Source organism: Amycolatopsis sp. TRM77291 (genome assembly GCF_054166285.1).
In genome coordinates this window covers 2,016,231-2,038,378 of record NZ_JBSZHF010000001.1, presented here as the reverse complement: position 1 = coordinate 2,038,378, position 22,148 = coordinate 2,016,231, and the positions used below count along the sequence as shown (strand labels likewise).

At 69.1% G+C, this 22,148-nt stretch carries 24 protein-coding genes; 7 read left to right on the top strand and 17 right to left on the bottom strand.

Translation table 11 applies throughout. The features are described 5' to 3' along the window. Window positions 1-136: 136 nt before the first annotated feature. The 7 genes from ACXIZN_RS09535 to ACXIZN_RS09505 form a co-directional block, all read right to left on the bottom strand. Entirely contained in the window at window positions 137-829 is a 693-nt protein-coding gene (locus ACXIZN_RS09535; protein WP_457953750.1) for a CBS domain-containing protein, read from the bottom strand. A 22-nt stretch (window positions 830-851) separates the two neighbouring features. Next, a complete protein-coding gene (locus ACXIZN_RS09530) occupies window positions 852-2,441 on the bottom strand; it encodes an ABC transporter permease (RefSeq protein ID WP_457953748.1) in 1,590 nt (529 codons plus the stop codon). Beyond that, a complete protein-coding gene (locus tag ACXIZN_RS09525) occupies window positions 2,438-3,334 on the bottom strand; it encodes an ABC transporter ATP-binding protein (RefSeq protein ID WP_457953746.1) in 897 nt (298 codons plus the stop codon). The genes ACXIZN_RS09530 and ACXIZN_RS09525 overlap by 4 nt, the downstream gene beginning before the upstream one ends. Further along, window positions 3,331-5,571 carry a phosphoenolpyruvate synthase gene (gene ppsA, locus ACXIZN_RS09520; RefSeq protein WP_457953744.1) on the bottom strand — a complete coding sequence of 747 codons (2,241 nt, stop codon included), beginning with the start codon at window positions 5,569-5,571 and terminating at the stop codon, window positions 3,331-3,333. The genes ACXIZN_RS09525 and ppsA overlap by 4 nt, the downstream gene beginning before the upstream one ends. A 134-nt stretch (window positions 5,572-5,705) precedes the next feature. Beyond that, window positions 5,706-6,362 (bottom strand): CBS domain-containing protein, encoded by a 657-nt coding sequence (locus ACXIZN_RS09515; protein ID WP_457953743.1) that lies wholly within the window; start codon window positions 6,360-6,362, stop codon window positions 5,706-5,708. Continuing rightward, entirely contained in the window at window positions 6,359-6,544 is a 186-nt protein-coding gene (locus ACXIZN_RS09510; RefSeq protein WP_063274772.1) for a hypothetical protein, read from the bottom strand. Before ACXIZN_RS09510 ends, ACXIZN_RS09515 begins: the two co-directional genes overlap by 4 nt. Before the next feature lie 65 nt (window positions 6,545-6,609). Continuing rightward, window positions 6,610-6,876 carry a DUF1918 domain-containing protein gene (locus ACXIZN_RS09505; RefSeq protein WP_457953742.1) on the bottom strand — a complete coding sequence of 89 codons (267 nt, stop codon included), beginning with the start codon at window positions 6,874-6,876 and terminating at the stop codon, window positions 6,610-6,612. 528 nt (window positions 6,877-7,404) lie between these two features. Here ACXIZN_RS09505 and ACXIZN_RS09500 point away from each other — a divergent pair. The 3 genes from ACXIZN_RS09500 (at window position 7,405) to ACXIZN_RS09490 (ending at window position 9,047) form a co-directional block, all read left to right on the top strand. Then, window positions 7,405-8,424 carry an Acg family FMN-binding oxidoreductase gene (locus ACXIZN_RS09500; protein ID WP_457953740.1) on the top strand — a complete coding sequence of 340 codons (1,020 nt, stop codon included), beginning with the start codon at window positions 7,405-7,407 and terminating at the stop codon, window positions 8,422-8,424. 16 nt (window positions 8,425-8,440) lie between these two features. Beyond that, on the top strand, window positions 8,441-8,671 hold the full coding sequence (locus ACXIZN_RS09495) for an SHOCT domain-containing protein (RefSeq protein ID WP_457953738.1): 231 nt from the start codon (window positions 8,441-8,443) through the stop codon (window positions 8,669-8,671). A 142-nt stretch (window positions 8,672-8,813) separates the two neighbouring features. Next, window positions 8,814-9,047, top strand: a complete 234-nt coding sequence (locus tag ACXIZN_RS09490; RefSeq protein WP_457953736.1) for a PLDc N-terminal domain-containing protein — start codon at window positions 8,814-8,816, stop codon at window positions 9,045-9,047. A 29-nt stretch (window positions 9,048-9,076) separates the two neighbouring features. Here the strand turns inward: ACXIZN_RS09490 and ACXIZN_RS09485 are convergent, their stop codons facing one another. Together ACXIZN_RS09485 and ACXIZN_RS09480 are read right to left on the bottom strand one after the other, a co-directional pair. Then, complete coding sequence (locus ACXIZN_RS09485; protein ID WP_457953734.1) at window positions 9,077-9,613, bottom strand: SulP family inorganic anion transporter; 537 nt, start codon at window positions 9,611-9,613, stop codon at window positions 9,077-9,079. Then, the gene (locus ACXIZN_RS09480; protein ID WP_457953732.1) at window positions 9,610-10,734 is read right to left on the bottom strand and encodes a lycopene cyclase family protein; all 1,125 of its coding nucleotides are present in this window, start codon (window positions 10,732-10,734) and stop codon (window positions 9,610-9,612) included. Before ACXIZN_RS09480 ends, ACXIZN_RS09485 begins: the two co-directional genes overlap by 4 nt. Before the next feature lie 149 nt (window positions 10,735-10,883). Here ACXIZN_RS09480 and ACXIZN_RS09475 point away from each other — a divergent pair, with 149 nt between their 5' ends. Next, complete coding sequence (locus tag ACXIZN_RS09475; protein ID WP_457953730.1) at window positions 10,884-11,783, top strand: universal stress protein; 900 nt, start codon at window positions 10,884-10,886, stop codon at window positions 11,781-11,783. Between the two features lie 18 nt (window positions 11,784-11,801). Then, a complete protein-coding gene (locus ACXIZN_RS09470) occupies window positions 11,802-12,467 on the top strand; it encodes a CBS domain-containing protein (protein ID WP_457953728.1) in 666 nt (221 codons plus the stop codon). Window positions 12,468-12,529: 62 nt separating this feature from the next. On the opposite strand, the gene ACXIZN_RS09465 is transcribed toward ACXIZN_RS09470, so the two are convergent. From ACXIZN_RS09465 to ACXIZN_RS09435, 7 genes are read right to left on the bottom strand one after another with little or no spacing between them, the layout of a single operon-like run. Further along, window positions 12,530-14,935, bottom strand: a complete 2,406-nt coding sequence (locus ACXIZN_RS09465; RefSeq protein ID WP_457953726.1) for a bifunctional acetate--CoA ligase family protein/GNAT family N-acetyltransferase — start codon at window positions 14,933-14,935, stop codon at window positions 12,530-12,532. After that, window positions 14,932-15,507, bottom strand: a complete 576-nt coding sequence (locus ACXIZN_RS09460; protein WP_457953724.1) for a CBS domain-containing protein — start codon at window positions 15,505-15,507, stop codon at window positions 14,932-14,934. The genes ACXIZN_RS09465 and ACXIZN_RS09460 overlap by 4 nt, the downstream gene beginning before the upstream one ends. Window positions 15,508-15,533: 26 nt before the next feature. After that, window positions 15,534-15,911: a hypothetical protein gene (locus ACXIZN_RS09455; RefSeq protein ID WP_457953722.1), complete on the bottom strand. Its 378-nt coding sequence runs from the start codon at window positions 15,909-15,911 to the stop codon at window positions 15,534-15,536. Window positions 15,912-15,923: 12 nt separating this feature from the next. Next, complete coding sequence (locus ACXIZN_RS09450) at window positions 15,924-16,490, bottom strand: Rv1733c family protein (RefSeq protein WP_457953720.1); 567 nt, start codon at window positions 16,488-16,490, stop codon at window positions 15,924-15,926. A 26-nt stretch (window positions 16,491-16,516) separates the two neighbouring features. Then, window positions 16,517-17,023, bottom strand: coding sequence for a universal stress protein (locus ACXIZN_RS09445; RefSeq protein WP_350573765.1), 507 nt, complete (start codon window positions 17,021-17,023; stop codon window positions 16,517-16,519). Then, on the bottom strand, window positions 17,020-17,811 hold the full coding sequence (locus ACXIZN_RS09440) for a hypothetical protein (RefSeq protein WP_457953718.1): 792 nt from the start codon (window positions 17,809-17,811) through the stop codon (window positions 17,020-17,022). The genes ACXIZN_RS09445 and ACXIZN_RS09440 overlap by 4 nt, the downstream gene beginning before the upstream one ends. Further along, window positions 17,808-18,776 carry an Acg family FMN-binding oxidoreductase gene (locus tag ACXIZN_RS09435; RefSeq protein WP_457953717.1) on the bottom strand — a complete coding sequence of 323 codons (969 nt, stop codon included), beginning with the start codon at window positions 18,774-18,776 and terminating at the stop codon, window positions 17,808-17,810. The genes ACXIZN_RS09440 and ACXIZN_RS09435 overlap by 4 nt, the downstream gene beginning before the upstream one ends. Before the next feature lie 242 nt (window positions 18,777-19,018). On the opposite strand from ACXIZN_RS09435, the gene gap reads away from it, so the two are divergent. Then, on the top strand, window positions 19,019-20,038 hold the full coding sequence (gene gap / locus ACXIZN_RS09430; RefSeq protein WP_457953716.1) for a type I glyceraldehyde-3-phosphate dehydrogenase: 1,020 nt from the start codon (window positions 19,019-19,021) through the stop codon (window positions 20,036-20,038). Between the two features lie 144 nt (window positions 20,039-20,182). Continuing rightward, window positions 20,183-21,178 carry a DUF3048 N-terminal domain-containing protein gene (locus tag ACXIZN_RS09425; RefSeq protein WP_457953715.1) on the top strand — a complete coding sequence of 332 codons (996 nt, stop codon included), beginning with the start codon at window positions 20,183-20,185 and terminating at the stop codon, window positions 21,176-21,178. Here the strand turns inward: ACXIZN_RS09425 and ACXIZN_RS09420 are convergent. Beyond that, window positions 21,147-22,148 carry a zinc-binding alcohol dehydrogenase family protein gene (locus ACXIZN_RS09420; RefSeq protein ID WP_457960490.1) on the bottom strand — a complete coding sequence of 334 codons (1,002 nt, stop codon included), beginning with the start codon at window positions 22,146-22,148 and terminating at the stop codon, window positions 21,147-21,149. The two genes, ACXIZN_RS09425 and ACXIZN_RS09420, sit on opposite strands and share 32 nt — an antisense overlap.

Sequence of the window (22,148 nt, the reverse complement as noted above, 5' to 3'; positions counted from 1 at the left end):
CGGGCCCCCCCCCCCACGCCTCGTTTCGGACGCTAGCCGGGCCGAAGGCTCCCTTCACCGCATTAGACGCGGCGATGGGAGCCATCACCCCACCACCGTCCCCCACCAGGGGACGTAAGCGGGCCGCGTTTGGTCACTAATGACGCTTCAGCGCCTCGATGACACCGGTCCCGACCGGTTCCTCGATCGGCAAGTGGCTGTCGTCCAGCTCGGCGGTGAGGTGTTCGCGGACGTCCACCACACCGTCGAGCCGCCGGATCAACGCCACGATCACCGGGATCATGCCGGTACGTTCGACCTGACCGCGCACCGTGACGACGCCGTTGTGCACGGAGACCGACAGGGTGTCCGGATCGATCGCCATCGCCCGCTTGACGACCTCGGTGTGAACCTCCTCACGCAGATCCGAATCGGATCGCAGAAAGCCGCGCAGAAGGTCCGCTCTCCCGACGATGCCCACCAGTTTCGCGTCGTCGTCGAGAACCGGCAGCCGATGCACCCGATGGTTCTCCATCAGCCGGATCGCTTCGTCCACCCCGGCATCCTGTGTCACCGTGATCGCGGGCCCGGTCATCAACTCGTCGGCTCGGCTTCCCTCCACCTTGCGCCGTAACCGGGGCCGGAACCGCAGCAGGCGGTGCTGGATCTCCCGTTCCAGCAGATCACGCTGGGAGACGACGCCGACGACCCTGCCTTCGTCGTCCACCACGGGCGCGCCGCCCACTCCCCACGACGTGAGCAGGACGGTGATCGCCTTGAACGGGGTCTCCGGCCGCACGGTGAGCACCTGGCCGCGCATCACCTCGCGCACTCGACGACGTTTGCTCATCTCGATCTCCTTTCCGAAAGTGTCAAGCAGCGATGTCCCGGCGCCTGAAGCCCGCCACACCGGCCGCGAGCAACGCGCAGGCGACCAAGACGAGCCAGGGGATGGACGTCATGCCCTCCGTCGAACCCGGCAGGTTCGGCAGGTGGGTGAACGGCGAGAGGTTCAGGACCACTTGCGGGACGCCGAAGAGCACACCGAACTCGCCGACGACGACGATCGCCACGAGCACCACCCAGATCAGGCCGAGCTTGCGCGGAAACAGTCCGAACAAGGCGCAGGCCAGCCCGGCCAGTACCCACACCGCGGGCAGCTGCACCAGCGCGGCGGCCGTCAGCCTGCCGATCTCGGCGCCGGGGCGCCCGGTCTGCAGGCCGGCGGCGATTCCCGCGCCCAGGCCCGCCGCGAGCATCGGGAGCGCGCTTCCGGCGATCGCGAGAACCAGGTAGCCGGTCAACAACCGGGTTCGTGAGACCGACGAGATGAGGAGCGGATCGACGCGGAGTGCCTCTTCTTCGGTGCGCAGGTGGGTTAAAGCGGACATCGCGTAGACCGCGGCGACGACCCCGGCGATGCCGAACTCCAGGGCGAAGAACGCGTCCGACAGGGCCTTCTCCCCACCAAGCGCGAGAATGAGTTGCTCAGCCCTGGGATTGTCGAGGAATTTGCCGATGCCGTTGGCCAGGTTGCCGATGACAAGGCCCAACACCAGGTAGACCGCCGTCCAGGCGAGCAGACCGGCGCGGTTGAGCCGCCAGAGCAGACCACCGCTGCTTCGCAGGCCACGACCGGCGCGGGCGGGGCCGGCGCGGTCGGCCAGCAGGCCGGCACCGACGTCACGGCGATCGCTCAGCCTGACCGCGATCAGCACCAGCACGGCGGCGAACGCGACGGGAAGCGCCATGACCCACCAGCGATCCCCGGCGAACGGCCGGATCTGCTGCGCCCAGCCGATCGGGGACAGCCAGGACAGCCATTCCGGTCCGGAGTCCCCAATGGCACGCAGCAGGTAGGCGAACCCGAGGGCTGCACCGGCGATACCGGTCGCCAGCCGCGTGGACCGGCACAACTGCGCCGTCACCGCCGCGATGGCACCGAAGGCCCAGCCCACCGTCATCCAGCCTGCCCCCAATGCCACCGAACCCGCCAGGGGCAACCCCGCGGCGACGAGTCCACCGGCGGTCAGGATCGCGACGGCCAGTCCGGTGACGGCGGTGACCGCGAACGCCGCGGCGAGCGGCGCGTGCCTGCCCAGAACGCCGGAGCCGAGCAAGTCCAGCCTGCCTGACTCCTCCTCCGCCCTGGTGTGCCGGATCACCGTGATGATGATCAGCAACGCAATCAGCGCGGCGCCGAAACCGGTCAGTTTGAGCACCGAGGCGGCACCCAGCGAAGTGGGGTCGTAAATGCGGCCGTAGAAGGCGACCAGCGCGGGCACCGCGTTGACCGCCTCGGCGAGAACGGTCAGTTCCCGTTGTGAGGGATAGAGGTCCGCCGTGGCGGCGGCCGCACCCGCGGTGGTCACCGCGCAGGCCAGTGTCCACAAAGGAACACGCAGGCGTTCACGGCGCAGAGCGAGACGGAACAGGACACCGGTCCCGGTCACGGTACTCATCGGGACTCCAGGACCGGCTCGCGGTAGTGGCGCAGGAAAAGCTCTTCGAGCGTGGGGGCCTGACTCGTCAGCTCCAGCACCCTGAGGCGGCTGAGCGCGGCGAGGACCGCACTGAGTTCGGAGTTGTCGACGGTCATCCGGAAGGTGTCCCGGTCGTGGGCGAACTCATGGACGCCCGGCAAGGCCGCGAGTCCGTCCGGCGGCCCGGCCAGCCGCACGGTGAGCGACGTCCGCGTCAGGTGCCGGAGTTCGTCGAGGCTCCCGGTGTCGACCACGCGACCGCCCCGGATGATGCTGACGCGGTCGGACAACGCCTCGGCCTCGGAGAGGATGTGGCTGGACAACAGAACGGTCCGGCCGCGGTCACGTTCCTCCCGGATGCAGCCGCGGAAGGCGTCTTCCATCAGCGGGTCGAGCCCGGCGGTCGGCTCGTCGAGCAGCAGCAGTTCGGCGTCCGACGCCAACGCCGCCACGACGGCCACCTTCTGGCGGTTCCCCTTGGAGTAGGTGCGTCCCTTGCGGGTCGGATCGAGGTCGAACAGGTCCAGATAGCGATCTCGCCGTCGTTCGTCGATGCCACCGCGAAGCCTGCCGAGCAGGTCGATCACCTCTCCCCCGGTGAGCGTCGGCCAGAGCGACACCTCACCGGGCACATAGGCGAGCCGCCGGTGAAGCGACACGGCGTCACGCCACGGGTCCCCGCCCAGCAGCCGCATCTCACCGGCATCGGCCCGAAGCAGCCCCAGCAAGAGACGCAAAGTCGTCGTCTTGCCCGCACCGTTCGGCCCCAGGAAACCGTGGACTTCGCCGGTCCGCACGGTCAGGTCCAGTCCGTCCAACGCCTTGGTGCGGCCGAAACTCTTCCGCAGGCCGCGGATCTCGATCGCGTTCATCGGGCGGCGTCCAGCAGGACCCGGCGTTCCGCGGCCGCGATCGCGCTCCTGGACGCGTCGACCGCGTCGGGGTTGACGGAGATCGAGGTGATCCCGAACCGCACGAGATGCTCCGCGAAGCCCGGCTTCGCAGAAGGCGCCTGTCCGCACAGCGAGGAAGTGATTCCAGCGTCTCGCGCGGTGCCGACGATACGTCCGATGGTATCGAGCACGGCGGGGTCGGCTTCGTCGAACAGTTCCGCGCAGACCGCCGAGTCCCGGTCCACCCCGAGAACCAGCTGGGTGAGGTCGTTGCTGCCGATGGACACACCGTCGATGCCCATCCCGGCGTACTCGGGAAGCCAGTGCACCACGGACGGGACCTCCGCCATGATCCAGCGACGCAGTCCACGTTGCCGTCCGAGCGGGCTCGCGTCGATCAGGTCGAGACAGGCCTCCAGCTCCCATTTCGTGCGGACGAACGGGATCATGAGATGCAGGTTCGGCGTCTGCTCGCGGACCCGGGCGAGCGTGCGGAGTTCGAGGTCGAACAGGTCCTTCTCCCGCACGTAGCGGAAGCAGCCGCGGTAGCCGATCATCGGATTGCTCTCGACGGCTTCGTAGGCCTCGCCCCCGGCGAGCCCGCGGAATTCGTTGCTGCGCAGGTCGGTCGTCCGATAGACGACCGGGCGCGTGCCGAAGGGTCGCGTGATCCGCAGCAGGGACTCGGCCATCGAGTCCACAAAAGACTCCTGTTCGCCCTTGGCGATGAGGTCACGGGGATGACGTCCGCCGAGCGCCTCGGTCAGCAGGAACTCCGCCCGAAGCAGTCCGACCCCGTCGACCTGCCGCGCGGCGACCTCTTCGGCGTGTTCGGGCATGGCGAGGTTGACGTACAGCCTGGTTCCGATCGTCTCCGGCGCGGCGGGCGCCACCGCGGGTTCGGTGCGTGCCGGCGGCCGGACGTAGCCGGACCGCACCTCGCCGGTCGTGCCGTCGACCGTCACGGGTCCACGTCCCGCGAGAACCCGGGTCGCGTCGCCGGTGCCGACCACACAGGGAACCCGTAGCTCCCGCGCGACGACCGCGGCGTGACAGGTCATCCCTCCTCCGTCGGTCACCAGCGCCGAGGCTCGCCGGATGGCGGGTACCCAGTCGGGGTTGGTCATCGGGGCGACCAGCACCTCGCCGTCCCGCAACTGTCCGCCTTCGGCCGGATCACGCAGCACCCGTACCGCTCCACCGCCGATGCCCGGCGACGCGGCCAGCCCGGTGACGAGAACGTCCGGTGCCGGTTCGCGGCCGGGCGGAAGAGTCGTGACCGGCCGGGATTGGACGACCCAGATCTCCTTGCCCGTCATGGCGAATTCGATGTCCTGGGGCGTTTCGTAGTGGTCTTCGATCCGGGTCGCGAGCCGTGCCAGCTCGAGTACGGTCGCGTCGTCGAGGACCCGGCGGCCCGCCGTATGCGCGGGAAGCTCGACCTTGACATCTCCCCCGCCCACCTCGGCGATGATCTTGTGGGACTTGCTGCCGACCCGGGCCGACACCAGCCGCAGACCTTCCTTCGCCACCAGATAGGTATCCGGTTCGACCGCCCCGGAAACGATCGCTTCGCCTTGACCGAAGACCGCCTCGATCACCAAGCGATCCCGATCGCCGGAACGCGGATCCGCGGTGAAGATGACACCGGAACGATCAGCGGTGATCATCCTCTGCACCACCACGGCGATGGCGGGTTCCCCGGTGAAACCACGGCCGGCCCGGTACCCGATCACCCGGGGCGAGAACAACGACGCCCAGCAGTCGACGATCCGCTCCCGGACGGCGTTGTCCCCCCACACGTTCGTGAAACTGGCGTTCATCCCGGCGAACGAGGCTTCCGCGCCGTCCTCCCCCGTCGCCGAGGAGCGGACCGCGATCGGTGTCGACTGCCCGACCCCGTGATAGGCATCGATCACGTCGGTAAGGACACCAGCCGTCATCCCCGCCCGGTGGACCAAAACGCGCAATTGGTCGCACAGCCCGGACAGCTGCTCAGGCGCGTCCGCGGACGCGAGCGCCTTCTCGTGCAGCTCCGCGATCTCATCACGCACACCCGCTTCGTCGAGCGAAGCGAGGTACGCCTCGCGAAGCACGACGAACCCTGGAGGGACGGAGAACCCGGCGGTGATCAGCTCACCGAGATTCGCGCCTTTGCCGCCCGCCGATTCGGCGTCGGCGAGGCTGACCGTCGACAAGTCGCGTACGTAGCTCATCGCTTTCCCTCCGGACGTTGGCCTTCCATGGAATCCATGCTCACCGGAGGTGCGGTCGCCGCACTGCTGTCCAAGGTCCCGGCGCGCCGGGACTTCGTCCTCACGCCGCGGGCGCCCTGCCATCGGGGACTCGGTCATCCGGTTGGCCTGTTCGCCTCGTCGTCCCACCCGAACCGGACCAGACCGACAACGTCGACGACTCCCGTGATCCGGTGCACCAGCGCCGACAGCAGGATGGCCTGGCTCCGCCGTTCGACCTCACCTCGCAGGGTCACGATCCCGTTGCCCACATCAGCCCGCACCTCGCCCCGCGACGGGCGCCGGATCTGTTCCGAGATGTCCCGCAGGACCTCGTCCCGAATCTCCGCGTCCGTCCGGACGAAGGCGTGCACGAGGTCGGCCCGGCTGACGATGCCGGTCAGCTTCCCGTAGCGGTCGACCACGGGCAGTCGCTTGACCCGATTGCCCACCATCAACCGGGCCGCCTCCGCTACCGGTAGGTCGGCTTCGACGGTGATCGCGGGGGTGCTCATCACGTCCGCCGCCGTACGTGCGTCCGATTTGGAGCGGATACCCGGCACCCTCGGGCGCGGTGCGCTGACCGACTCGACGTGTTTGAGCAGCAGGTCGGCCTCCGAGACGACACCGATGACATCGCGATCGTCGTCCACGACGGGAACGGCGCTGATCCCGCGGCCCGCGAGGATGCCGGCGATATCCGCGATCGGAGTGCCCTTCCGCACCGAGTAGACCTCCCGGGTCATGACCTCGCGGACGGCCGTTCCGGTCATGACGGACGCTCTTCGTCCTCTTCGGACGGTTCCTCGCGCTTCTGCGCGCGATAGGACTCCGCGGCGAAGTATCTCCGCATCGCCGCCTCCGCCAATTCACCAGAAGAACGGGACGGGCCGGCCCCGGCGGCGATCGCGTCCCGTGCTTCCTTGGCCGCACGCGCGTTCTCGACATCGTTCATGTTCTTTTTCCTTCCATGGAGTGCTGGTTCCGAATCCCGCCGCGGACCGTGAACCGTCGAAGTGGTCACGACCAGTGCCGCACGGCGATGGCCTCCCGCACGGCCGCGAGCCGGGCGCGCTCCGCCTCGTCTGCGGCGTTCTGCTCCGCCTCCGACACGACAACGGCGTCAGGGCCGGGAAAGACCGTGGACACATGGTCATCCTGTGGCCAGCGCACGACATAGGGCGGTGTTCCGTCCGGATTGCGAACCTCGATGATCAGGGCACGCTGGTCCGGTTTCCCGATCGCCGGCCCTTTGATGACCAGCCAGTCTCCTCGCTGCGCACGCATGGGTTTCCGCCTTCCGCCTCGCCGCCCGATGTGTCCGGTCACGACTCTCTCGGTCGCACGTCGTTCACCGTCCTCCTCACGCCGTCGTCGGTGGAGTGCCGAAGGTCCTCGAGTCTCAGAGCCTGTTGGCGGAGCTGAGCCGAAAGTCGGACGTTCGTGTTCGGGGGCGGGTCGGGTGAGATGAAGGCTTCTTCGCCGCTTCTGATGCGGTGAAGGGAGCCCTTATACCTGGCCAAGCGCGAACGCCTCCTTCCGACGACGAGCAAGCCGAGGTTGTCTCACTGGGCAGGGGCGTCGTCGACGTCAACCTCGCAGAAGCCGTCAAGCCCTTGCCGATCGCCCTGGCGACGACCGAGGTGTTGCCGGCCATCGACTCGAACACCATGAGCACCCGCATCCTGCGCGGCCCCACGGGAGAACAGGAACGAACGGCCCGGCGAACCAGGCCCTCTGGCCCTCCACGACCCGCGGCGTCCGGAGAACCATGAAACACGAACCCTTCACCCACTGAGCAGAGGCAGGTTTCCGATGGACCACGGCCTTCCCGACGACTACACGGTCGAAACCGCGGTGGCCCTGGCCTGCCGCGCCCCCTCGGTGCACAATTCCCAGCCCTGGCAATGGCGCGTCGGAGATCGCACCGTCCACCTCTACGCCGACCGGACCCGGCAGCTGGCCGGGACCGATCCCGACGGCCGGGACCTGATGCTCGGCTGCGGAGCGGCGCTGCACCATCTCCGGGTCGGCTTCGCGGCCTTGGGCTGGCGGGCCGAGGTGCACCGGCTGCCCAACCCGGCGGAGCCGGACCACCTGGCGTCCATCGAGCTGCACCGGCACGAGCCCACCCAGGAGGACATCACGCTCGCCGCCGCCATTCCCCGGCGCCGGACCGACCGGCGCCGGCACAGCTCCTGGACCGTACCCACCGGGCACCTCGAAACCCTCGCCCGGCACGCGGCGGACGAAGGGTCCATCCTGCGCCCCGCTCTCGACGCCGCCCGCTACCACCTCGCGCGCGCCATTTCCGAAGCCGCCGAAGTCCACGCGGCGGACCCGGCGTACCGCACCGAGCTCGCCGCCTGGAGCGGCAGGCACACCGCTCCCGACGGCGTCCCGTCGGCGAACGCACCCGCACAGGACGACACCCCCGGCGCCCTGCCCGCGCGTGCGTTCGCCGACCCCCTGCTCGGACAGCCCGAAGGCGCGACCGGCGAAGCGGACGAAACCGCGCTCCTCGTGCTGAGCACGGCTTCGGACGACGCCATGTCGCGCCTCCGCGCCGGCGAGGCCACCAGCGCGGTGCTGCTCGCCGCGACCAGCCTGGGCCTGGCCACCTCTCCGCTCACCGAACCGCTGGAAGTCGCGGACACCAGGACGAAGGTGCGCGACCTGGTCACCGGCGGCACCTTCCCGCAGATGGTGCTGCGGACCGGCTGGGCACCGGTCAACGCCGATCCCCTGCCCGCGACCCCGCGCCGGAACCTCGACGAGGTCCTCGCACCGCTCGGGACGCCGGTGCTCCGCGAAGTGCGCTACCAGAGCCACTGAACCGAAAGGAACGGCCATGCCTTACTGGCACTACTCCAACGGCGGCTGGGTCAGCATGCTGCTCATGCTGATCACCGTGCTCATCCTGGTCGGCGGCCTCATCACCGTCTCGGTGATCGTGTTGCGCCGCACCACCAAGACCTCGACCGGGCACGACGACGCGGTCAGGATCCTGAACGAACGGTTCGCGCGTGGGGAGATCGACAAGGACGAGTTCGAGACACGGCGTGCCGTGCTCCGCGGGTGACCAGACCCGCGCACGAAGGGACGAGTGGTGTCACGGACGGCCAAGCCCGGTCCGCCCGCCTGGCCCCTCGGGCCGGCGGCACTGGGTGGTTCCCGCGGTCTTCGTGGTGCCCTGAACACGTCGGTATCGAAAGGAGATCACCATGTCGAAGCGATCCGGACTTCGTCACACGACCAATCCAGGACTTCTCGGATTTCTCACCGGGGTCCAGTTGGCTCTGGCCACTGTCGCCTGGACTGATCTCGCACTTCGTCCGGCCGCCGAGATCCGCGGTTCCAAGCGGCGATGGGCGCTGATCATCGCCATCAACTTCGCCGGCCCGATCGCCTACCTCACCTGGGGAAGACGACCGGTGGACCCCGCGACTCACCCGTAGATCGTCCGATCGGCACGCGGCCCATTCGTTCATCCGGGTTCGGCAGGTGCCTTTCCCCTCGCCCGGAACGCGTCGACGACGCTGGGCAGCGTCGGATACAGCGAGCCGGAACCGATGAGCCGAAGAAGGCCCGCGGCCTCCAGATCCTCGCGGAGCTCCAGTTTCACCCTGGCGAGGGCGAACGTGATCCCTCGGTGGCGCAACTCGTCGCAGATCCCCGCAAGGCGTCGGCCGCCGTGATGTCGAGTTCGACGTTGGCTTCGGCGCGCCAGCACCGCCGCGAGCGCTCCGTAGCGGGCCGGATCTCCCGCGGCGAGCGGACCGAGCGCGACGGCCGTCATCAAGGCGGTCGTCGACTCCGGGCCCACCGAAAGCAGCTTCGACGAGCCCAGCACCGCGTAGACCGTCAAAGGCCCGATCACCGCCCACAGGCCGGCTTCCGGCGGTAGTCCTGCGACCTCCGCGTATGCCATCACCTGCGGCACGAGATAGGCAGCGACGGTCACCCCGGCCAAGAGATCACCTCGTAGCCAAGAACGCCGATAGCGCGTGAAGGAGGACTTCATCGATGCCTCCGGGTGACCGCGGAGTACAACGAAGGCGGCAGGCGCGCGAAGAGCTTTCCTTCCTGGGGGAGAGACCTTTCCTCGTCGAGGAAGCGCAGTACCGGCTCGGCCGAGGCCCGGTCGAACAACGCCGCGAAGACCCGTTCGAGCTGAGCCGGGTCACGGGCCACGACGTCGAGGAGCGTGGCGTCGAACAACAGATGCCTCGCTTTGGGTTTCGGCAGTTCGAAAGGATGACCGTGGACCGCCAACGACCTCGCGATCGCCGCGCTGTCGGCTTGGATGCGTTGGTACGCGTAGCCGGTCGACGCCTTGACCAACCCGGCTTTGGTTCCGATGGCGAGGATCGAGCCGCGCCTGCGATCGACGGCCGAAGCCGAGAGCGGCAGGGAAGCGGACTCCTCAAGAGTGACCGTGTACTCCCGCACGCCGAGAATCGTGGCGAGGTATTCACGTAAAGCGTTTCGTTGCTCCTTGGGATACGCCACACCCCGTGAGCGAGGTGGCGCGAAGGACGTGTACTCGACCAGCGCTTCTTGCGGACCACGCGGCAGGACGTAGATGAAGCTGGCGGCGCGGCCCTGGTACGTACGGAAGTCGAAGAAGGTGGGCGCGGCCGAGTCGAACGCCGGAACGGCCGTGCGGACGTGCCAGCCGCGGAAGATCAGCCAGCCGTCCACCTGGGCCGGGCCGGGCCCGAAAACGCTGTCGAACACCCAATCCGCACGGAGGGCTTCGCCGTCCACAAGGACTTCCGCTCCTCGGCCCGCCTGCCGGATCCCGGTGATCCGCCCACGGCGGAAGACGACATCACCGCGTCTCTCCGCGGCCTTGCCGACCGCCGCCGCCAGATCGTCGCCACGGACGAAGCGGTAGTCGTACCGGCCGAGGCCGACGATCCGGCCACGCCCGGCCGCGTACACGCGGAACCGATCGAACGTGCGCGACACCGCCTCGTCGAGGAGCCCCGGCTCGGCGGACCAGGATGCCCATCCCGCGGTCGCGAGCTGACGGCGACCGTCGTCCACGACGGCGATCGGCCCCAGGTGTTCCGGTCGCGCCACCAGATGAGCCACGAGGCTGAGGCCGCTGAGGCCTCCGCCGGCGATGAGGATCGTCATCGATCGAGTGCACAGCCTCATACCGGCGGGCACCAGTGACCAGAGGCGCTCCCGAGGTCCCGCGAATCCAGGACCAACGGCACCGGACCGGAGACGTGCGCCCGCCTAGCGTCGACTAGTAGGGCCGAAGCGAGCGGAAAGGGCCGACGATGAACCGAACCCTCCGGTCGACCGGGCCGATCGTGGTCGGCGCCGACGGATCCACCGGCGCCCGTGCCGCCGCCACGTGGGGCATGCAGGCCGCCGACCGCCACGAGACCTCCCTCGAACTCTGGCACGCCCTCGGAATCCCGGACTCCTACCTCGGTAGTGTGCCGCCGTCCGATGAGCTCCTGCGCAAGGTCAAGAACCGCGCCGAAACGATCCTTCGCGAAGCAGCGGACACCGTGGGCCACGCCTACGGCCCCGCCATAACGACCCACATCGCCGACGACTCCGCGGCCCAGGCGCTGATCGAAGCTTCCTGCACCGCCCGGCTGATCGTCCTGGGGTCCACCGAGCACAGCCGTTTCACCGACCTGTTCGGCGGATCGGTGACGACCGCACTCGCCGGGCACGCGCACTGTCCCGTCGTGTCGGTACGAGGCCGCACCTGGGACCTCCCCGCGGCGTGGAAACAACCGATCGTGGTCGGCGTCGACGGAAGCCCCGCCGCCGAGATCGCGATCGCCTCCGCCTTCGACGAGGCTCGCGCACGGGGCGCGGACCTGGTCGCGGTGCACGCCTGGGAGTACGTCTCGGCTTCCCGTTCCTTCGGTGACCCCGCGGGCAACTACGGCTGGAGTGCCTTCACCGAGTCAGCTCAACGGATGCTCACCGAGCAGGTGTCGAAGTTCCGCGACAGCTACCCCGACGTCGAGGTTCACCAGGTGGTCGTGAACGACGAACCCCGCCAGGAACTGCTGCGCTGGAGCGTCAAAGCGCAACTGATCGTGGTCGGCTGCCGGGGCCTCGGCGGGTTCCGTGGTCTCCTGCTCGGCTCGACCGGACAGAGCCTGATCCATCACGCCGCCTGCCCGGTGCTGATCTCCCGCACCGCGGATTCCTGAGAACGAAGGAGCGATCCCATGTGCACCACCGTTTCCGAGGTCATGACCGTCGACCCGATCGCGGTCGCGCCGGACACCGGCTACAAGCAGATCGCCGCGCTGATGGCGAGGCAGCGAATCAGCGCGGTGCCGGTCATCGACGACTCCGGAGCGCCGATCGGCGTGGTCTCCGAGGCTGACCTCCTCGCCCGGTTCCGCGATCCCCGGCCTGCCTTGTTCGCCGGTCACCATGCCAAGGACGAAACACGCAAAGCGAAAGCCTTGCTCGCCAGGGACCTGATGACCACACCCGTCGTAACGATCGAAGCCGGCGCCTCCCTGTCCGCCGCGGCGATCCGGCTGGCCAGGAAAGACGTGCGACGACTGTTCGTGGTCGACGAGGCGAAGCTGGTCGGTGTCGTGTCGCGCCGGGACCTGCTGTCCTCGTTCCGGCGTCCCGATGAGGAGATCCGTGGCGAGATCGAACGCGACATCCTCGCCGGCGCCCTGTGGGTGACGCCCGGACAGGCGTCCGTCACGGTCGCCGACGGCGTGGTGACGCTTCTCGGCAGGCTGGACAACCGCGGCGCAGTCGAACGCGCGGGCGCCCTGTCGAGCGAGGTCCCCGGCGTGGTCGACGTTCGGAACCGGCTCGACTTCGTCTGGGACGACGACGTCATCCGGCCCGCCTCCCTCGGCATCTGACGTCCTCGGTCACGGTCGTCGACGTCCCGGCACCGTTCCCCGGTGCCGGGACGTCGTCCTCCTCACAGCCGGCGAAGGTAGTGATCGGCCCATCGTCGCGGCCGGACGAGCACCCGGACAGCGCCCGCGGATGCCCCTTCCGTCGACACGAAGACCGGGTCGAGGTCGACGTCGACGACCTCCGGTACCAGCTCCATGATCCGGTCCGTTCGCAGGAGCAACTCCGCGAGGGCGGACCTGTCGAGAGCGCTGTTCCCACCGAACAACGCCTTGCTCGCGCGCAGGCTGTCGATGAGCGTTTGGGCGTCGTTGATGCTGAGCGGCCCCAGGCCGGTCGTTCTCTCGTCGAGCAAGGCTCCGTCGATACCGCCGAGGCCCAGAACGACGACCGGACCGAACACGTCGTCGGACTGGCCGCGTACCAGCAGCTCGCGATCACCGAATCGGCGCCGGGTGACCCGGATACCGAAACTGGCGAGCAGGTCCTCACTGTCCTTCCGGGACAGCCACCCACCGCCTGGATGCGCGGAGAGGTACTCCCCCACCAGCCGGGTCGCCGTCGCGAGATCGACATCGGAGAGATCGGGCCTGTCACCGTCCCCTGCCTCGAGCCAGCGGCTTCGCTCGGACAACTTCGCCATGACGGCCGCGGCTTCCTCGACATCGGCGTAGCAGGGAATCCCGTGGTGCGGGGCGACCGACTCCAGTTGGCCGAGCCGCACGGCGAGGACGGTCTTGCTCTCCGGCACCGCGACCAGCCCGGCCAGCGGATCGCCGACACCGGTGGGTACGCCGGCGGCGATCACCGCGTCCACACCTTCGTCGGCCAGGACCTCGGTCACGCACGAGGCGAAGGCATCGGCCGTGATCGTGGCACTCGTGTCGAGCGGATTGCCCACGCTCGCGTGCTCGGGCAACAGCCGCCGGAGTGCGTCCTGGGTCTTCCGGCTCAACTCGGGCAGAACCAGACCGTTGCGAACGCAGGCCTCCGCCCCCAGGACGGCGGCGCCCCCGGCGTTGCTCACGACGACCACCCGTGAGCCGGACGGCAGCGGCTGCCACGAGAGCGCGGCGAGCAGGCCGAGGACTTCGGTCACCGTGTCGACGACGAGGACACCCGCCTGGCCGAACAACGCGAGTTTGGTCGCGGCCGGGACCGCTCGCGCGGCGGTGTGCGCGGCCGCGGCCCGCTGTGCCGCCGGGGCGGATGCCCCGCGGATGGCCACGACCGGCTTCTCCCTCGCGAGAGCGCGGGCGAGCCTGCTGAACTTTCGCGGGTTGCCGAAGGACTCCAGATACAGCACGGCGATGTCGGTTTCCCCGTCGCCGCGCCACCACCGCAGGAGATCATTGCCGCTCACGTCGTACTTGTCACCGGCGGACACCAAAGTGGACAAACCGAGCTCAAGCCCGGCGAGCGCGTCCATCAGCGCGATGCCGAAACCACCGGACTGGGTCACCACCCCGATCCGGCCTCGCCGGGCGACGCGGCGAGCGAACGTCGTGTCGAGACGGGTCGCCGGAGCGCTGTTGACGACACCGAAGCAGTTGGGCCCGACCAGCCGGATTCCGTACCTGGCGACGAGTTCGCGGACACGATGTTCCAGCGGCGTCCCGGTCAGCCCCGCCGTGACGAGCACGATCGAGCGCACACCCGCCCGTCCGCACTCTTCGACGACGCCGGGAACCGATTCCGCGGGTACACAGACCACGACGAGCTCGACCGTGGCGTCCAAAGAGGACACCGAGGGCACACAGGGGACGCCAAGGATCTCCGTGGCGTTCGGGTTCACGGCGTACGCCTGCCCCGTGTATCCGGCGTCGAGAAGGTTCCGCAGGATCGCCCTGCCCACTGAGTCGTCACGCCTGCCGGCCCCCACGACGGCCACCGAGGCCGGGGCCAGCACCGTGCGAAGACTCGCCACGTCGGCGAGCCGTTCCCGCTCCTCGACGCGCTCGAGGTATCGGTCGGGCTCGCCGAGCTCGATCTCGACGTCGAGCTCCGGTCCTCCCCTTCCGATGACGTACGGGAGGCCGAGGTCGGAGAACACCTTGATCATCCGGGTGTTCTCCGCGAGCACCAGTGCGACGAACCGGTGGATTCCCTGGGCCAGGGCCAAGGACACGAGGTGTTCGAGCAACAGAGTGCCAACCCCGTGTGCCTGGACCTCGCGGTCCACGACCAGGGCGACTTCGGCGGCGTGGTCAGCGTCGTCCGCGGACCATGGGCGATAGTGGGCGATCCCGATGAGGTCTTCCCCTCGGAACGCCCCGATCCCCGGGCCGTCGATCGCCAACCGGCTCAGCAGATCCAGCCTCCCCGGATGAGCGGTGAAGAAGCGCAGATAGCGGTCACGCTCGTCCAGCCGCTGATGCAGGGCCAGGACAGCGTCGAAGTCCTCCGCAAGCAACCGGCGAACGGTGACCATGTCGCCGTCCGCCAGCAAGGCGCTCGTCCCGGCCGTCATGTCGCCGCCGGATTCCGGGTGACCAGTACGACGGCGACCACGCCCGGCACCGTCCGGGCGAGCGCGTCGAGCACCCGCCGTTCGGCTTCGTCCCGGAACTCACCGGCGATCTGCACGTGACCGCCGTCGACCTCGACAGTCCATTTCGGACGGTGCCCGGCGTAGTCACTGACCAAGCCGTGCACCTGTGCCGCGATCGCGTCGTCGGGCCGGACGAGCGGGCGGAGCAGATCGCGCCTGCTCACCACACCGATCAGGACGCTCTCCTCGACGACCGGCAGGCAACGCAGCCGGTCGGCCAGCATCCGCCTGCCGATCTCCGTGACGTCGGTGGACGGTGAGATCACCTCGACCGGCGTGGACATCAACGCGCCGACCGTGATCCCGTCACCGCCCGCGCGGATTCCCCGCAGCGCGTCGAATTCGGTGAACGTCCCCAGCACCCGGCCTTCGTGGTCGACGACCGGAAGACCGGCGAATCCCTTCTCGGTCAGCACCGCCACCGCCTCGCGGAGAGACGTCGCGGGTGTGGTCGCCACCGCTGGGCTGGTCATGATCTCCGAAGCACGCATCGGAGCCTCCTTGTGATCGTTCTCGGTCAAGCACGTGAGCGCAGGAATCCCCTGCACGCTTCGAAGAGGTCTTCCGGCGGACAGGCCGTGACGCGGTCTTCGAAGCCCGGTGGGACCGTGGGGCCACTCGGGTCCCCTGCCGCGGTCATCACGACCGGTACCCTCTTCCGGAGCGCGCACACCACACCGAACTCCCGTGAGGTCAAGCCGGGCTCGGTACCGCGGACGTCGACGGCGAGATCCGGCCGGTCCTCCTCGTCCAGCGGGCACATCCCGCCCGGTGCGAGGGCTCGGCACACTCCGGACCGGACATGACACGGGCTGACCCGGCAACCCAGGTCCCGCAACGCGACCGCGATCTCACGGGACTCGTCGAAAGTGGACTCCGTCAGCAGGATTCTCATCTCGTTCTCCTTTCAGGCCATCCGTTGCCATTCGCGCGTCCACTCGGCGGCACGGCCGCGCCCGAGCGCCGCCCGGCACGACAGGAAGAGCGTCGCGACCAGAGCGAGCCATCCAAGCCACAGCCCCGTACCGACTCCGACGCCCTGGCTCAAGGCATCGGTATCGGTGACCGGCGGCTCGACGGGGTGCCCGCGCGCGTCGAGCCAGATCCGCACCTCGTTCCCGGTCACCATCCCGGCATCGACGGTCACCACGCCTTCACGAATCAGCCCGCCAGGCCCCGTCCAACGGGCGGTGACCTCGACCTTCTCGTCAAGCGGCACACCGTCGAGGCGCACACGCACGGGTGAGGCGTCGGCGAGCAGGACGGCGGTCGTCTCCTGACGATTCGCCGCCTGTTCCGCCGCGCGCTCCCGTCCTTCCGCGTAGGCCACGGATCCGGCGGCCGCGGCGAACGGGATCGCCAGCAATGCCAGCAGAACGGCGCCGATCATCAGCGCGGCTTCGAGCCGGTCGGACCGCCGGACGAGTGGATTCCGCCGCGTGATCACGGTGACGATTCCGGGCCGCGCTTTCATGGCTGTCTCCTGTTTTCCGGCTTTGCTCAGAGGATCGGGCCGGGCTCGTACGCGACGGAGTTCAGCAGCCTGCCGAGTCTGCCTTCCGGAGCCGAGGCGGGCGGCGGGATCACCACCACCGGGCAGGTCGCGTGCCGCAGGGCCGTCTTGCACACCGAGCCGACCAGCAGTTCACGGATCTTGCCCGTGCCATGGCTGCCCAGCACGAGGAGCGCGGCGCCTTTCGAACGCTCGACCAGCGTTTCGCCGGGATCCCCCTGGGGGACGTCGTAGGTGATGTCGAGCGCTTCATGGGCATCGAGCACTTTGGCGGTAGCGGCTTCCAGCGCCTTCAAATGGGCGTCTCTCGCCTCCGCCACGGTCCGGCCTGCCGACGCGTCGTCCAGCATCGCGTCGTGGACCCACACGGTGATCACCTGCAGGGCGGCGCCCTGCCTGATCGCTTGGTCGGCTGCCCAGCGCACCGCCGCGGCAGAACCCGCCGAACCGTCCATGCCGACGACGATCCGGTTCTCCGTCGCACTTTCCGTCATCGTGTCCGTCCCTTCTGTGCCGGTGTTTTCCGAGGTTCTTCGACCACGACGACCGCCTGAGGGAATCCGGGGACATCGTCGATACCGACGAGCGCCCCGCGAACTGCGGGCGCGTCGAAAGGCTCAGTGAAAGCAGTGCCCGCCAGGCCGTACTCGGTGGACGCGAGCAACAACCGCTGTGCGACCACGCCGGCCCGGACGAGCTGCTCCCGGGATTCCGTCACGGTGGCGACGACGAACGCGATCCAGGAGGCTTCCGACGTGGCCTTCCTGCTGATCTGCCCGCCCACCTTGGGCAGATCACGGACACGGGACGGCGAGAGCACCAGGACCCGGATGCCGTCGCCCTCGTTCGCCTCGGCGACGTCTCGTCCCCACGTCGCCATCGAGGTCGGAGCCGGCTTGGTCCTTCGCCCGGACAGAGCGGCGAAACGGGCGAAATCGGCCGCCACGGGACGGACACGACGCCGCGCTGTGACTCTGGCGACCCGATCCAGAGCGACCACGTCGCAAGTCAGGTCGGCGAGCGGTACCCAGCCCAGTATCCTGATCGCACGATCGAGATTCGCCAGCACCGCCCCGCAGACGATCAGCCGCGCACGCCCACCCCGGTCCCGCACCCAGTGGTTGTTCGCGAGACGTTCGTACAAGTCGAGCGAGTCCTTATGGACCGCCAGTGTCCAGACATCGTCGATCCATCGCTTCGGGACCTGGCGTGCGGCCGCCACGAGGATCCGCTTCTCCTCCGTCGACCAGACATGTGCGGGGATCCCGGTGAACGTCGTCATGGCCGATCCCCCGCGTTCCTGTCGCGGGAGACCTCCTCGATCGGACGGCGTGGCGTCTTCACGCCCGGATAGCCGTAACCGAGCCTGAATACCGTCTGGGGATGGCCGGTGCCACCGAGCAGGTCACGCAGTTCCGCGCGGACGGCGGCGATCTCGATCGGCTGGGAATAGAACGAAGCGCTCAGTCCGGCGTCCGTGGCGGTGAGCAGGACTCGCTGCATCGCGCACCCCGCGCGGACCTGCGAGACCGGCGCGTCGTTCGGCATGGTCAGCACCGCGACCAGCGGGTCCTGCTCGAAGACACGGGGAGCGGCGCCCTCGTCGACGTACCGCCCCGGAAGCAGCCCACCCGCCGAACGAGGCCCGCCCGCGTAGGTGGGAACACCGTCATCTTCGGCGGTTTGCCGGGTCCACGCTCGGAGTTCTCGCTGGAAGGCCGCGTCCAGGCTCTGGACGTGGTCGGCTCGGCGGATGAGTCCCGCGGTCGCCTCCAGCAGACCGGCCTCGTCGAGCAGGACCAGCCGTGCCCCCTCTGCACGGGCCGCCTCGCGCACGGCGGTCCGCACGCGAAGTGGCACCGGCTCGTCCGTGAGGGGGCGGCGGTTGCTGTATCGCCGAGGAATCGCGGCAGCGAGGCGTCGTTCGGTCGCGGTCGGACGGTGACGGGGACCAAGCGTAGTTCTCGCCAGCAAGGAAGGCCTCGCCCGTTCAGGCGCGACCTCGACTTCGCTGGCGCAGCCGGCCGCGGCGATGGCGAGCCGCAGGTTCAGCAATGCAGCGCCGCAAGCCAACCGCGCCTCACGCGCCTCCGGATCGCAGGCGTCGAGGATCCGGCTTTCGTCGAGTACGACGTCGATCGTGTCCGGGGCCAGCTCGAAGATCCACGGCTGGGAGTTGTGCGGTGACGGCGCGCGCACCGCGGCGCGCAACCCTTCCGCGACGACCGGCGAACGAGCGAGGACCATCTTGCTACACCTGCCTTTCGATGATCTCAGCGTCGCGCGTGGCGGACCAAGACGGCAGTGGCTGTGGGCCCGGTGTGCCGGGACCTTCGGCACCGCTGGTGAGACGCGACTGGTGAGGCTCCACGCGCAGCGACCGAAGTCCCGGCGGTCGTTGGCCCGGCAGTGAAGGACCTTCGTCTCTACGACGCGCCTCGATCCCGAGCAGATCATCGGTGGACCGAAGGACGACAAGGGAGACGATCATGACGGTACGGCTCGGGATCAACGGCTTCGGCAGAATCGGGCGGGACATCCTCCGCTGTGTGCTGGAGTCGCCGGAAAGCCCGATCGAAGTGGTGGCGGTCAACGACATCACCTCGCCCGAGATGCTGGCGCATCTGCTGGTCCACGACTCCACCTACGGCAAACTCCGCACGCCTGTCGAGATCGTCGACGGCGGGGCTCTCCGCGTTGGCGACCACCTCGTCCAGGTCACCGCGGAGGCCGATCCGGCCCGGCTGCCGTGGGGCGAGTACGGCGTCGACGTGGTCGTCGAGTCCACCGGCAAGTTCCGGACTCGGGAAGCCGCGGGTACGCACCTGGCCGCCGGCGCCAGGAAGGTCGTGATCTCCGCGCCGGGCAAGGACGTCGACGCGACGATCGTGCTGGGCATCAACGAAGACGACTACGACGCCGAAAACCACCACATCGTTTCCAACGCGTCGTGCACGACCAACTGTGTCGCGCCGATGGTGAAGGTGCTGCACTCCGCTTTCGGCATCCGGCGCGGACTGCTCACCACCATCCACAGCTACACCGGCGATCAAGCCCTGCTGGACCGTCCGCACAAGGACCCGCGCCGGGCCCGCTCTGCGGCGGTCAACGTGGTGCCCACCAGCACCGGCGCCGCCAAGGCCATCGGACTGGTGATCCCGGAACTGGCGGGCAAACTCGACGGGGTCGCCGTGCGCGTGCCGGTCGAGGACGGCTCGCTGACCGACCTGACCGTCGAACTCGAGCGTCCGGTGACCGCGGAGCAGGTCAACCACGTGTTCGCCGAGGCTTCGGATGGTGCTCTCAAGGGGATCCTGCGTTACACGGAAGCACCGGTGGTGTCGCGCGACATCATCGGCGACCCCGCATCCTGCGTATTCGACGCCCAGCTGACCAAGGCCGACTCCCATCTGGCGAAGGTCTTCGGCTGGTACGACAACGAATGGGGCTACGCCACCCGCACGGTGGAACTGGTCGAGCTGATCGCACGCAGCCTGCCGCCGCGATGACACGGCCGGGTATCGGCCCGGTTGCGGGCCGGTGGCCGCGCTGATGTGCTGGTTCTCGATGAGGCCATGCGGCTCCCATCGGGGAACACTGGTCGATCGTCAGGCGCCGGCGTCGAGCCGGACGAAGGGAAGAGGCAGCTCCTCGTGAAGAAGTCCTGGTGGATCGCGTCGACGGCGGGGGCAGTGGTGCTCGTCGTCGCAGCGGTCCTGGTCGTGCGAGAACTGTCCGGTCCGACGAACGGGACCGACCCGGCTCCGGCGTCCAGCGAAGCCGCCGCGCCTGATCGCCGGGCGGTACTGGCCGTCAAGATCGACAACGTGGCGGCCGCCCGCCCGCAGACCGGGCTGGGAGCCGCGGATCTCGTGTACGTGGAACCTGTCGAGGGCGGCCTGACCCGGCTGCTCGCGCTCTACCGGGGCCGCCCGCCGGCGGTGATCGGCCCTGTGCGGAGCGCGCGAGCCACCGACCTCGGCCTGCTGGCCCAATTCGGACGCCCCGCGCTCGCCTATTCCGGCGCCGCGCCGGAGCTGTTGCCAGCTCTGCGTTCGGCATCACTCACGAGCGCTTCGCCCACGGAAATCCCGAACGCGTACTTCCGCGACGACTCCCGGCCGTCACCGCACAATCTCTACCTTCGCCCGCAACAGGTCCCCGACGGCGAGGTCGCGCCGCAGGGCGCGTTTCCCACCGCAGGCGCCGCACCCGGACCCGGCACGGCGGCCGCCACCGCGGCGATCCGCTATCCGGCGGCCGCTTTCACGTTCACCTGGTCGGTGGAAATCGGTCGATACCTGATCGGTCTGGACGGCTCGCCACTCACCTCGGTGGACGGCGGCAAGGTCGGCGCGGCGACGATCGTCGAACAACGGGTCGCCGTGCGGCTCGGCGAACGCGGGGAGACCGGCACGGTGCCCAACTCCCCCCATCGCCCAGACGGTCGGCACCGGGAAGGCGACGATGTGGCGGGACGGGCAGCGGTTCGCGGGTACCTGGAGCCGTACGACGGCAACGGCTCCGACCCGGTTCACGACCACGTCCGGCCAGCCACTTCCGGTGTCCGATGGTCCTTTGTGGATTCTGCTCGTTCCGGCGTGACCGGCGCGGCGGTCAGCCGACCCGCAGCACGGCCGCGCCGTTGACCCGGTCCGCCGCAAGATCCGCGAGCGCCCGATCCGCCCCGTCCAGTGGGTACGGCACCGTACTCACCTCGAGGTGGTGGGTACCCGCGAACGCCAGGAAATCCCGCGCCTCGGCGCGCGTGTTCGCCGTGACGCTGCGCACCTGACGTTCCTGGAAGAGGTGCCGCTGATAGTTCAGTGGCGGGATGTCGGAGAGATGGATCCCGGCGAGCGCCAGTGTCCCGCCTCGATCGAGAGCCTCGAGGGCGGGTGGGACCAGTTCTCCGACAGGCGCGAACAGGATCGCCGAGTCCAGGGGCTCCGGCGGCGCCTCGGCGGCCGCGACAGCCGAGGCCGCTCCGAGGGCCAGAGCCAGCTTCCGGGCTTCCTCGCTGCGGGTCATCACGTGCACGGTGGCGCCACGGGCGATCGCCACCTGGGCGGTCAGGTGGGCACTTCCGCCGAACCCGTAGATCCCCAGCCGACCGCCCTCGGGCACTTGCGCCCGCTCCAGCGCGTGGTAACCGATCAGGCCGGCGCACAACAAGGGCGCGAGCTCGTCGTCGGTGTATCCCTCGGGCAGCGGAAGAGCGTAAGCGGCCGGTACGACAGCGAATTCGGCGTATCCCCCGTCTTCGTCCCAACCGGTGTAGCGCGACTCCGGACACAGGTTCTCCCGGCCGCGAAGGCAGTATCGGCACCGGCCGCAGGTTTCACGTAGCCAAGCGATTCCGACCCGGTCGCCTGTACCGAAGCCGGAGACGCCGTCCCCCACAGCGACCACCTCGCCGACCACCTCGTGGCCCGGAATCACCCCTGCCCGATGGACCGGCAGGTCACCCTCGGCGACATGCAGATCGGTGCGGCAGACCCCGCACACCAGCACCTTGACCAGCACCTCCCCGGCGGCCGGTCGCGAAACCGGGATTTCCGCCCAGTCAAGCGGACTCGAAGCCATCGGCCCGGGCCGGGCGACCCGCCATGCGCGCAT